General features: G+C 69.0%; 11 protein-coding genes. 10 read left to right on the forward strand and 1 reads right to left on the reverse strand.

The window, feature by feature from the left end; translation table 11 throughout:
- The first annotated feature begins 147 nt into the window (after window positions 1-147).
- The 6 genes from ybeY (at window position 148) to trmB (ending at window position 6153) form a co-directional block, all read left to right on the forward strand.
- Window positions 148-759: an rRNA maturation RNase YbeY gene (gene ybeY, locus Q8M82_RS22600; protein ID WP_305693543.1), complete on the forward strand. Its 612-nt coding sequence runs from the start codon at window positions 148-150 to the stop codon at window positions 757-759.
- Window positions 756-1736: a hemolysin family protein gene (locus tag Q8M82_RS22605; RefSeq protein WP_305693544.1), complete on the forward strand. Its 981-nt coding sequence runs from the start codon at window positions 756-758 to the stop codon at window positions 1734-1736. The genes ybeY and Q8M82_RS22605 overlap by 4 nt, the downstream gene beginning before the upstream one ends.
- Window positions 1736-3331, forward strand: a complete 1596-nt coding sequence (lnt, locus tag Q8M82_RS22610; RefSeq protein ID WP_305693545.1) for an apolipoprotein N-acyltransferase — start codon at window positions 1736-1738, stop codon at window positions 3329-3331. Before Q8M82_RS22605 ends, lnt begins: the two co-directional genes overlap by 1 nt.
- 122 nt (window positions 3332-3453) lie before the next feature.
- Entirely contained in the window at window positions 3454-3867 is a 414-nt protein-coding gene (locus tag Q8M82_RS22615; protein ID WP_305693546.1) for a helix-turn-helix domain-containing protein, read from the forward strand.
- Window positions 3868-3988: 121 nt separating this feature from the next.
- Complete coding sequence (gene metK / locus Q8M82_RS22620; protein ID WP_371126444.1) at window positions 3989-5236, forward strand: methionine adenosyltransferase; 1248 nt, start codon at window positions 3989-3991, stop codon at window positions 5234-5236.
- 224 nt (window positions 5237-5460) lie between these two features.
- The gene (trmB, locus tag Q8M82_RS22625; RefSeq protein WP_305693548.1) at window positions 5461-6153 is read left to right on the forward strand and encodes a tRNA (guanine(46)-N(7))-methyltransferase TrmB; all 693 of its coding nucleotides are present in this window, start codon (window positions 5461-5463) and stop codon (window positions 6151-6153) included.
- Here trmB and Q8M82_RS22630 read toward each other — a convergent pair.
- Window positions 6128-7216 (reverse strand): DUF2336 domain-containing protein, encoded by a 1089-nt coding sequence (locus Q8M82_RS22630; protein ID WP_305693549.1) that lies wholly within the window; start codon window positions 7214-7216, stop codon window positions 6128-6130. The genes trmB and Q8M82_RS22630 overlap by 26 nt on opposite strands.
- Before the next feature lie 338 nt (window positions 7217-7554).
- On the opposite strand from Q8M82_RS22630, the gene rimP reads away from it, so the two are divergent.
- The 4 genes from rimP to Q8M82_RS22650 form a co-directional block, all read left to right on the forward strand.
- Window positions 7555-8241 carry a ribosome maturation factor RimP gene (gene rimP / locus Q8M82_RS22635; protein WP_305693553.1) on the forward strand — a complete coding sequence of 229 codons (687 nt, stop codon included), beginning with the start codon at window positions 7555-7557 and terminating at the stop codon, window positions 8239-8241.
- A gap of 5 nt (window positions 8242-8246) precedes the next feature.
- Complete coding sequence (nusA, locus tag Q8M82_RS22640; protein WP_305693550.1) at window positions 8247-9839, forward strand: transcription termination factor NusA; 1593 nt, start codon at window positions 8247-8249, stop codon at window positions 9837-9839.
- Window positions 9840-9853: 14 nt separating this feature from the next.
- Window positions 9854-10627: an RNA-binding protein gene (locus Q8M82_RS22645; protein ID WP_305693551.1), complete on the forward strand. Its 774-nt coding sequence runs from the start codon at window positions 9854-9856 to the stop codon at window positions 10625-10627.
- On the forward strand, window positions 10624-11047 hold a 424-nt coding region (locus Q8M82_RS22650; protein ID WP_305693552.1), incomplete at its 3' end, for a translation initiation factor IF-2 associated domain-containing protein. The genes Q8M82_RS22645 and Q8M82_RS22650, both read left to right, overlap by 4 nt.

The following is an 11047-nucleotide window of genomic DNA, read 5'->3' on the forward strand; positions in this document are numbered from 1 at the left end:
CGTGCGCCGTATCGTCATGGCCTATGAGAGCGCGGCCCGGCGCGAGCGCGAGGAACGCGAGGAGCGGATGCGCGCTCCCCTGCCCGAAGCGCCGATCGAGAGCGAGACCGAGGGCCTGAAGCGCACGCTCTCGCGGGAGCGGCCGCGATGAACGACCGACCTCGCGGGCGGCGTTCGGCGCCGCGACCCGCGACATCGCCCGCCTGCCCGGTGATCGCCCTGAGGGCGCAATCACGGCAATGGCGTGCGCTCGGCGATCTCGCTGCCCTGCGCGCGCAGACGCTGCGGGCGATCGAGGCCGGGCTGGCCGTGGCGCCGGTCCAGCCGGCGGCGGGCGCCGAACTCAGCCTGCTGCTGACCGATGATCGTCGCATCCGCATCGTCAACCGGGACTGGCGCGGCTTCGACAAGGCGACCAATGTTCTCTCCTTTCCGGCCGCGTCGGCGGACAGGATCGCGGCGAGCCCCGTCCTGGGCGACATCGTCATCGCCTTCGAGACCGTCGCGGCCGAGGCCGAGGCCGAGGGCAAGGCCCTCGCCGACCATTTCAGCCATCTGGTGATCCACGGCCTGCTGCATCTGCTCGGCGAGGATCACGAGACCGACGCCGACGCGCAGCGCATGGAGGCGCTCGAAGTGGCGGCCCTCGCGCGGCTGCGCATCGCAGACCCCTATGCCGACGGCGACCTCGTCGGCGCGGACGAGGCTGCAGCCGCGCCCACGCCCTTTTCAACCCCGGACCAACCCCACCGATCATGAGCGACGACAGTCGACAGACCCAGCACGAAGCCGCCGGACGCGGCCTCACCCATTGGCTCAGCCATTTCCTCGACAGGCTCGGCCTGCGTGGCGGCGGGACGATCCGCGAAGAGATCACCGACGCCCTGGCCCAGGGCAGCGGCCAGCTCGCCGATCTCAGCGCGCAGGAGCGCGCCATGCTCTCGAATGTGCTCAGCCTGCGTGAGCGCCGTGTCGGCGACGTCATGATCCCCCGCGCCGACATCATCGCCGTGCCGGCGGACGCCACGCTGGACGAGGTCCTGGCCCGGTTTCGGACCGCGGGCCATTCTCGCCTGCCGGTCTTCGACGATTCCCTCGACGACCCCCGCGGCATGGTCCATATCCGCGACTTCCTCGAGTTCATCGCCGGTCAGGCGAGGGCCGAGCCGACGGCGGGCCTGTCTGAGCCCGCCTTCCACGACCTCGCGGCGGTCGATCTGACGCGGACGCTGGCCGATACGAAGATCATGCGGCCCGTGCTCTACGTACCGCCCTCCATGCCGGCGGTCGATCTCCTGGTACGGATGCAGGCGACGCGGACCCATATCGCGCTGGTCATCGACGAATATGGCGGCACGGACGGCCTCGTCACCATCGAGGACCTGATCGAGATCGTCGTCGGCGACATCGAGGACGAGCATGATCTGGAGGAGGCGCCGACGATCGCGCCCGACGGCAATGGCCGCTTCACCGCCGATGCCCGCGCGACCCTCGACGAGCTGAAGGAGGCGACGGGGATCGATCTGTCGGACGATCCAGTGGCCGAAGACGTCGACACGCTGGGCGGACTGATCGTCACGCTAGCGGGCCATGTTCCCGCCAGCGGCGAGATCGTCGAGGGGCCGGGCGGCCTCACCTTCGAGATCCTCGAAGCCGATCAGCGCCGGGTCAAGCGCCTGAGCATCGTCCAGCGAGTCTCCGGCGAGAGCGGCGACAGAGCGGCGGAAGCGAGTTGATGGGCTTCGCCGGCCTGGCGGACGGCGTCATTCTCGCCTGGGGATGGCGCAGACGACTGATCGCGCTCGCCGCCGGGGCGAGCGGTGCGCTCGCCCTCCCGCCGCTGGACCTCTGGCCGCTGATCGTCGTGCCGATGACCGCCGCGATCTGGCTGATCGACGGTGCGGTCGGCACCGGCACGGCCGCGCGGTTCCGCGCGGCCGCCGCGGCCGGCTGGTGGTGGGGTTTCGGCTTCTTCCTGGCCGGGCTGTGGTGGCTGGGCGCCGCCTTCCTCGTCGAAGCGGACAAGTTCGCCTGGGCGATGCCGCTGGGCGTGGTGGCGCTGCCGGCCCTGCTCGCGTTCTTCCCGGCGCTCGCCTTCGGCTGCGCGCGGCTGCTCTGGCCCAGCGGCACCGGGCGGATCCTGATCCTCGCCATCATGCTTTCGCTCAGCGAATGGCTGCGCGGGCATGTCCTGACCGGTTTTCCCTGGAACGTCTACGGGATGATGCTGGCCGGGCAGCCGCACATCGCCCAGATCGCCTCGGTCATCGGCCTGTATGGGCTGACGCTTCTCTCCGTCGCGATCGGGGCCGCGCCCGCGACGCTGGGCACGGCCGAGCGCCCCCGGGCACGGTGGCAGGCGCCCGTCATGGCGCTCGTCGCGCTGGCCGGGCTGATCGGCTTCGGGCTGTGGCGCGTCCCGGCCGATGCAGTGCCGTTGGTCGCCGGCGTCAAGCTGCGGCTGATGCAGCCCAACCTGCCGCAGGACGCGAAATTCAACGCCCGCAACGGCGAAGCGATCCTGAACCAGTATCTGGCACTGAGCGACCGGGCGACGAGCCCCGCCACGCCGGGCGTCCAGGCCGTGACCCATCTGATCTGGCCGGAATCGGCCTTTCCCTTCCTGCTCGGGCGCACGCCCCAGGCGCTGTCGCGCATTGGCGCATTGCTGCCGCCCGGCACGACGCTGATCACCGGCGCAGCCCGTGCCGGCGAGACACTGCCCGGCGAGAGCCGCCCGCCGATCTTCAACGCGATCCAGGTCGTCGACGACGAGGGCGCGATCGTCTCGAGCTACGACAAGGTGCATCTCGTCCCCTTCGGCGAATATCTGCCGGCGGTGCTGGAACGGCTGATCCGGAGCGTCGGGCTGTCCGAATTCGTCTCCGTGCCCGGCGGTTTCGCGGCGGGGACGCGCCGGCTGCCCCTGGCGATCCGCGGCCTGCCGCCGGCCGCCCCGCTGATCTGCTACGAGGTCGTCTTCCCGGCCGAGGTGGCGCCGCAAGGTCCCCGGCCCGGCTTCATGCTCAACCTGACCAATGACGGCTGGTTCGGCCGGACCAGCGGCCCGTACCAGCATTTCGCCCAGGCCAGACTGCGCGCGATCGAGGAGGGGCTGCCACTGGTGCGGGTCGCGAATACGGGCATTTCCGCCGTGACGGACGGCTATGGCCGGGTTCTCGGCAGCCTGCCTCTCGGCAGCGAAGGCGTCCTCGACATGGGCCTGCCGCGCGCTGGCCCCGCCACGTCCTACAGCCGGTTCGGCGACCTCATCTATGCCGCCATGCTCGCAGGATTCCTGCTCCTGTCCCGCAGCCTGCGCCGCCACTAATCCCATTTGGAACTTGTAAACCGACCGGGTAAGGTCCTCGCCTCCGCCGCCTCGAACCAATTGACTGTGCCGGCCCGCGCGATCATGCATCCCAGCCGGCGCCCCTAGCCAAGGCCAACACCATGTTGAAGAAAGTCCCCAACCCGATCGACCGTCATGTCGGCAGTCGTGTCCGCATGCAGCGGATGCTGGCCGGCGTGAGCCAGGAAAAGCTCGGCGACGCCTTGGGGCTGACGTTCCAGCAGGTCCAGAAATACGAGAAGGGGTCGAACCGGATCAGCGCGAGCCGGCTGCAGCAGATCGCCAAGATGCTCGACGTGCCCGTTTCCTTCTTCTTCGAGGGCGCCCCCACGGGCGACATGCCGACCGGGGGCTTCTCCGATTCCGCCGCCAATGCCTATGTCTCGGACTTCATGTCCAGCAGCGAAGGCGTGCAGCTGACCAAGGCCTTCGTCCGCATCAAGAGCGCCAAGGTCCGGCGCCGGATCATCGACCTCGTCGAGACGCTGGCGGAGGAAGACGGCGCAAACGGCTGATTTTTGCTCGCTGCGCGTTCTGCTTGCCGAACGAGGCTCCCGATAAACGGATTGTCGTGCTTGACGGCGAACGCGTCCACTGCAAAGAGGATGCCGCTTTTCCGTCGATCGGCCCTTCTTCGTGCCGGTCTCCGTCCCACCGCTGATCAAGGGCTGTCCGACCGTGTCACGCCAGAATTACCTGTTCACCAGCGAATCCGTCGGCGAGGGCCATCCCGACAAGATCTGCGACCGGATCTCCGACGAGGTCGTCGACCTGTTCTTCAAGGAAGCCGCCAAGGCCGGCATGGATGCCGCCCAGGTGCGCGTCGCCTGCGAGACGCTGGCCACGACCAACCGCGTCGTCATCGCCGGCGAGGTCCGCACCTCGCTCGACGAAAAGGCGATGAAGAGCAAGGTCAAGTCGGCCGCCCGCCGCGCGATCAAGGCGATCGGCTACGAGCAGGACGGCTTCCACTGGAAGAAGTGCAAGATCGACGTTCTGCTGCACGCCCAGTCGGCCGACATCGCCCAGGGCGTCGACGCCTCCGGCAACAAGGACGAGGGTGCCGGCGACCAGGGCATCATGTTCGGCTACGCCTGCCGCGAGACGCCGGAGCTGATGCCGGCGCCGATCTACTATTCGCACAAGATCCTCGAAGTGCTGGCCAAGGCCCGCCACGCGAAGGAAGGCGGCGCAGCCAAGCTCGGCCCGGACGCCAAGAGCCAGGTCACGGTCAAGTACGAGAACGGCAAGCCGGTCGGCGTGACCCAGATCGTGCTCTCGACCCAGCACACCGACGAGAGCCTGTCCTCGGCCGACGTCCGCAAGATCGTCGAACCCTATATCCGCGCGACCCTGCCCGAGGGCTGGATCTCGAAGGAGACCGTCTGGCACGTCAACCCGACCGGCAAGTTCGTCATCGGCGGCCCCGACGGCGATGCCGGCCTGACCGGCCGCAAGATCATCGTCGACACCTATGGTGGTGCTGCGCCCCATGGCGGCGGCGCCTTCTCCGGCAAGGACCCGACCAAGGTCGACCGTTCGGCGGCCTATGCGGCGCGCTATCTCGCCAAGAACGTCGTCGCGTCCAAGCTCGCCGAGCGCTGCACGATCCAGCTCTCCTACGCCATCGGCGTCGCCAAGCCGCTGTCGATCTATGTCGACCTGCACGGCACCGGGAAGGTCGACGAGGCCAAGCTGGAGAAGGTGCTCGGCGAGGTCATGGACCTGACCCCGCGCGGCATCCGCACCCATCTGCAGCTCAACAAGCCGATCTACGCCAAGTCGGCGGCCTATGGCCATTTCGGCCGCAAGGCCGGCCGCGACGGCAGCTTCTCCTGGGAGAAGACCGATCTGGTCGACGCGCTGAAGAAGGCCGTCGCCTGAGCGCAGGCTTCGAACTGACATCGATAAAGGCCGGGCTCAGTCCCGGCCTTTTTCTTTTGGCGGATTGCGCTAGAAACGCGCCGTCATCCTGGCCGTAGCGAAGCGGAGCGCCGGGATCCGTCATCGGGCAGCATCGGCGACTCATGATGGATCCCGGAACTGCGCGGCTTCGCCGCTTGTCCAGGATGACGCGCGTTTCCCTGAGACATTTTCAAAGACCGCTCATGACACACGACTACGATGCCGACCGCGCCTTCTTCGGCCGGCGCAAGGGCAAAGCCCTGCGCGACGGCCAGAGCACGATGATCGACACCGTGCTGCCCAAGCTGCGGCTGCCCGAGGCGGACATCCCCGACCTTGCGGCCCTGTTCCCGCAGGCCGTGGACGCCGTGCGGCTGGAGATCGGCTTCGGCGGCGGCGAACACCTGCTCCATCGCATGCGGGAAAGCCCGCAGATCGGCTTCATCGGCGTCGAGCCCTTCATCAACGGCATGGCAAAATTCCTCGCGGTGATCGAACGCGAGGGCCTGACCAACATTCGCATCTGGGACGGCGATGCGGCGCTGATGCTGCCGCGCCTGCCGGCGGGCTCCCTCGACGCGATCGACCTGCTCTATCCCGACCCCTGGCCGAAGCGGCGTCAGCGCAAGCGCCGTTTCGTCTCCGACCGCACGCTGGGGCTGTTCGCGCGGACGCTGCGTCCGGGCGGGCGCTTCCGCTTCGCCAGCGACATCGACGACTATGTCGGGTGGACGCTGGCGCGGCTGGCACGCTCGCCGGATTTCGACTGGACCGACGCCAGGGCCGACGATTGGCGGCAGCCCTATCCGGGCTGGATCCGGACCCGCTACGAGGCCAAGGCCGTGGCGGCCGGCCGGGTGCCGAGCTATCTCACGGCTGTGCGTCGCGCATCCTGAGGAAGCCGAGCACGCGCTGAGCGGTCTCCTTGGGGATCGTCCGGAAATGCTGCCGGGCCCGCTCGACCGCGGCGTCCGACTTGCCGAAATCCTTGCGCAGCCCAATGAGGGCCGCCGCCGTATCCCAGGACCAGCCGAGACCGCGGGCGAGGAGCAGGACCGCGTCGCGATCCGGCCCGCGAATGGCCTGTTCGGCCGCGGGCAGGCTCAGCTCCGACAGCACCGCGACGGCGCATATCGCATGCTCGGCGGCCCCTGCCGCGGCGAAGCGGATGATGGCGGCCTCGTCGAGTTCCTTCGCCTGATGGAGACGGTTGATCTCCGTCAGTGCTTCGTTGACCGTTTCGAGGTTGCCCTGGATTTCCGCATCCGCGGCGACGGCCCGCGCGCCACGCTCGACCGCGTCCCCGATGGCCGCGGCCATGTCCGGATCGAGGTCGGCGAAGAGGCGACGCCGGGCCGAGTTCTTCGCCGCCGCCATCAACTGGGCGGCGAGTTCGGCCGGCAGGTCGCTGCGGTCCCCGAGGGCCGTCTGCAGCGCATCGTCCTGGTTTGCGCGCATGACGAGCACGCCCATGCCGTGATGGGAGAAACGCGCCTTGTGATTGGCGGCGATGGCATGGGTCACCAGCCGCCCGCCGCGCAGGATCAGGAAATCGGTGACCGGCTCGGCGATGTCGTCGCGCTCGGAGATGGCGAGCATGTGATCGCGCCCCTTCGCCGCGGAAATGGCGACGAGATCCTGGTCGGTGAGGCGGGGCGAGGCGACCAGGACCGGGCGGGCCACCGCGATCTCGTCCAAGGCGAGCTGGCGGACCACGCCGGCCGGCGCGTTGGGAACCGGGGCCAGCCGCTCCGAGAGTTCGATGCGCGCCCTGAGCTCGATCGCCCGCGAAAGCCGACCGATCACGACGTCGAAGATGCCGACCTGGTCCTCGTCCATCACGGCGGCAGTGCTGAGGAACAGATCGGTCAGGCGCGACAGGATCTGCGTCCGTTCGTCGGCGGAGCCGCGCACCATCGTCGTCTCGAGATCGCGCAACAGCGAACTGACAGAACTCATACCCGATCCCCAAACAACGCGCAGCAGCCTCACCATGGCGCAGAAGGATGACCAGCGCGTTAGCGGCGTCCCGCCCTGGTACCGGGGGTGTGACAGAGCCTGGCGGGAAGAACTCTTGCCAGCCGGGCCGATGCGGACTAAATAGCGCGTAACAGCTCTGGTTCCGGTGTAAGCCGATGATCAAGAGCGGGCCGGAAGGCCCGCTCTTTTTTGTTGGCCACAGCCCTGCCCGAGCCGGAGCATGACGCGGGCCGAGCGGGCCGATGCGGCACCACGCGATCATGCACCATCCTTCGATCGCGGCCGGCTCGACCGGCCGAAGGCAAGGCAGCCAGGGCATGAACGAGCCGAACGCCACGGAACAGGACAACGACCGGCGCCTCGTCGTCGAGAGCGGCGTCGCCGCACGCGTCGCCGCGATCATCGAGCCGGCGATCGTCGATCTCGGCTACCGTCTGGTGCGCGTGCGCGTCACCGGCCAGAACGGCTGCACCGTGCAGATCATGGCCGAGCGGCCCGACGGCACGATGAATGTCGAGGGGTGCGAGGAGGTCAGCCAGGCGGTCTCTCCGGCGCTCGACGTCGACGATCCGATCCAGGTGCCCTATCATCTCGAAGTGTCCTCGCCCGGAATCGACCGGCCGCTGGTGCGGGCGGGCGACTTCGCGCGCTGGGCCGGGCATCTCGCCAAGATCGAGACCGAGACACCCGTGCATGGCCGCAAGCGCTTCCGCGGCATCCTGCGCGGCGTCGAGGGCGAGAACGCCCTGCTCGCGCGCGACGACGCGAAATCCGAGGAGGAGCGCGACGTCGCGATCCCGATCACGCTGATCAGCGATGCCCGGCTGGTGCTGACCGACGCGCTCGTCACGGAATCGTTGCGCCGCGGCAAGGCCGGACTGCCTCCCGAAATGCCGACCGCTGACGAGATCGCCGCGCCGCCCAAGGGCCGGAAGAAATCGCTGGGGCCGCGCCCCGACAAGACACGCGGACAGATTCCGCCAGACACAACCGAAGAGGAGTGAGCGCCATGGTGGTCGCAGCCAACAGGCTCGAATGGCTTCAGATCGCGGACGCCGTCGCCCGCGAGAAATCCATCGACCGGCAGATCGTGCTGGATGCGATGGAGGACGCCATCGCCCGTGCCGCCCGCTCGCGCTACGGCGCCGAGACCGATGTCCACGCCGAGATCAGCACCAAGACCGGCGAACTGCGCCTGGCGCGCCATCTCCAGGTGGTCGACAGCGTCGAGAACCCGGCCGTCGAGATCACGGTCGACGAGGCCAAGCGCCACAACCCGGCCGCCCAGGTCGGCGACGTGATCGCCGATCCGCTGCCGCCCTTCGATTTCGGCCGCATCGCCGCCCAGGCCGCCAAGCAGGTCATCGTGCAGAAGGTGCGCGAGGCCGAGCGCGACCGCCAGTACGACGAGTACAAGGATCGCATCGGCGAGATCGTCAACGGCGCGGTCAAGCGCGTCGAATACGGCAACGTCTTCGTCGATCTCGGCCGCGGCGAGGCGATCATCCGCCGCGACGAGATGATCCCGCGCGAGACCTTCAAGGTCGGCGACCGCGCCCGCGCCTATGTCTACGACGTGCGCCGCGAGCCCCGCGGCCCGCAGATCTTCCTCTCCCGCACCCATCCGCAGTTCATGGCCAAGCTCTTCGGCCAGGAAGTGCCGGAAATCTACGACGGCATCGTCGAGGTGAAGGCGGTCGCCCGCGACCCCGGCTCGCGCGCCAAGATCGCCGTCATCTCCCGCGATTCCTCGATCGATCCCGTCGGCGCCTGCGTCGGCATGCGCGGCTCGCGCGTGCAGGCCGTGGTCGGCGAGCTCCAGGGCGAGAAGATCGACATCATCCCGTGGTCGCCCGACGTCGCGACCTTCGTCGTCAATGCGCTGCAGCCGGCGGAAGTCGCCAAGGTCGTGCTCGACGAGGAGGCCGACAAGATCGAGGTCGTGGTGCCCGACGAGCAGCTCTCGCTCGCGATCGGCCGCCGCGGCCAGAATGTCCGCCTGGCCTCGCAGCTCACCGGCTGGGACATCGACATCCTGACCGAGGCGGAGGAGTCCGAGCGGCGCCAGAAGGAATTCGTCAGCCGCACCGACATCTTCATGAACGCGCTGAACGTCGACGAGACGGTCGGCCAGCTGCTCGCCTCGGAAGGTTTCCGCAGCGTCGAGGAGGTCGCCTATGTCGATCTCGCGGAACTGGCCTCGATCGAGGGCTTCGACGAGGAGACGGGTGCGGAGATCCAGTCCCGTGCGCAGGACTATCTCGCCGCGGTCGAGGCCGAGTTCGACGAGAAGCGTCGCGCGCTGGGCGTCGAGGACGCGCTACGCGAAGTTCCCGGCATCACCACCGCGATGATGGTGGCGCTGGGCGAGAACGACGTGAAGAGCGTCGAGGATCTCGCCGGCTGCGCCACCGACGATCTCGTCGGCTGGACCGAGCGCAAGGATGGCGAGACGACGCGTCATTCCGGCTATCTCGACGGCTTCGACCTGTCGCGGCAGGACGCCGAGGCGATCGTCATGGCCGCCCGCGTCCAGGCCGGCTGGGTCGAGGCGCCCTCTGACGACGCCGAGCCCGCCGCCGAGGAGACGGCCGAGGCCTGAGGCCGGAGCCCGCGATGAAACCGGCCGCGGCGCGCGGCGCGCGCGAGACGCCACAGGCCCGCAGGGACGGGCCGGAGCGGAGCTGCGTCGTGACGCGGACGGTCAAGTCCCCCGACGACCTGATCCGCTTCGTCGTCGGGCCGGAGGGCGTGCTGGTGCCGGATCTGCGGCGCAAGCTGCCCGGCCGCGGCGTCTGGGCCAGCCTCAGCGCCGCGACCGTCGCCGAGGCCGTCAGGCGGCGGGCCTTCGAACGCTCGCTGAAGACGAAGGTCGTCGTCCCGCCCGATTTGGGTGACATGATCGACGCTCTGATGCTGAAGGATGCGCTGCAGGCGCTGGCGATGGCCAACAAGGCGGGGCTGGTCCAGGCCGGCTTCGCCAAGGTCGAGGCGGTGATCGGTTCCGGCCGCTGTGCTGCCGTGATCGAGGCCAGCGACGGCGCCGAGGACGGGCGCCGCAAGATCGGCCAGGCCCTGCGACGAGCTGAAATCGCGCGCGAGGAAGCCCGGCTGAAGCCACGGAAGGTGCCCGTCGTGGCAATTTTCGCGGCAGCGGATTTGGAATTGGCGTTGGGGCGCGCACATGTGATACATGCGGCGCTTGCTCCAGGACCAGCGGCCGAGGGTTTCCTCTCCCGCTGGCGTCGGCTCGTTCGCTATCGGACGAACGACGCTGGTGCAACCGCCCCGGAGGAGCCCACCGGCTCCGACCCCGCAGGTGACGATTCCGTAGACCATCGAACGACCGAACCGGCTGGACCGAACGCGGCAGGACCGAGCACAGAATGAGCGATACCAAGACCCCGGGCGACAAGACCTTGACCGTCAGCCCTCCGAAGACCCTGACCCTGAAGCGTCCTGTCGAGCAGAGCACTGTCCGGCAGAGCTTCTCGCATGGGCGCTCCAAGCAGGTCGTCGTCGAGGTCAAGCGGCGCGTCGCCGGACCTGAGGTCAAGGAGCCCGTGGCACCCCGCGCGCCCGCGCCGCAGGTCCAGCAGGCCGCGCCGCGTCCGGCTCCCGCGGCACCGACCCCGCCGCCCCGCCCTGCCTCCGGCATGCTGCTGCGCACCCTGTCAGAGGACGAGAAGGAGGCGCGCCAGCGCGCACTGTCCGACTCGCGTGGCCGTGAGGCTGAGGCCCGCCGCATCGCCGAGGAAGAGGCCCGCGCCCGTGCGCTGGCCGCCGAGCGCGAGCGCCAGGAGCGCGAAG

Source organism: Allobosea sp., from assembly GCF_030694325.1.
Lineage (GTDB): Bacteria > Pseudomonadota > Alphaproteobacteria > Rhizobiales > Beijerinckiaceae > Allobosea.

What these genes read in the sequence shown, in the direction of transcription:
- ybeY (WP_305693543.1), top strand. Translation starts at nt 148, where the DNA reads ATGAACGACCGACCTCGCGGGCGGCGTTCGGCGCCGCGACCCGCGACA.
- Q8M82_RS22605 (WP_305693544.1), top strand. Translation starts at nt 756, where the DNA reads ATGAGCGACGACAGTCGACAGACCCAGCACGAAGCCGCCGGACGCGGC.
- lnt (WP_305693545.1), top strand. Translation starts at nt 1,736, where the DNA reads ATGGGCTTCGCCGGCCTGGCGGACGGCGTCATTCTCGCCTGGGGATGG.
- Q8M82_RS22615 (WP_305693546.1), top strand. Translation starts at nt 3,454, where the DNA reads ATGTTGAAGAAAGTCCCCAACCCGATCGACCGTCATGTCGGCAGTCGT.
- trmB (WP_305693548.1), top strand. Translation starts at nt 5,461, where the DNA reads ATGACACACGACTACGATGCCGACCGCGCCTTCTTCGGCCGGCGCAAG.
- Q8M82_RS22630 (WP_305693549.1), bottom strand. Translation starts at nt 7,216, where the DNA reads ATGAGTTCTGTCAGTTCGCTGTTGCGCGATCTCGAGACGACGATGGTG.
- rimP (WP_305693553.1), top strand. Translation starts at nt 7,555, where the DNA reads ATGAACGAGCCGAACGCCACGGAACAGGACAACGACCGGCGCCTCGTC.
- nusA (WP_305693550.1), top strand. Translation starts at nt 8,247, where the DNA reads ATGGTGGTCGCAGCCAACAGGCTCGAATGGCTTCAGATCGCGGACGCC.
- Q8M82_RS22645 (WP_305693551.1), top strand. Translation starts at nt 9,854, where the DNA reads ATGAAACCGGCCGCGGCGCGCGGCGCGCGCGAGACGCCACAGGCCCGC.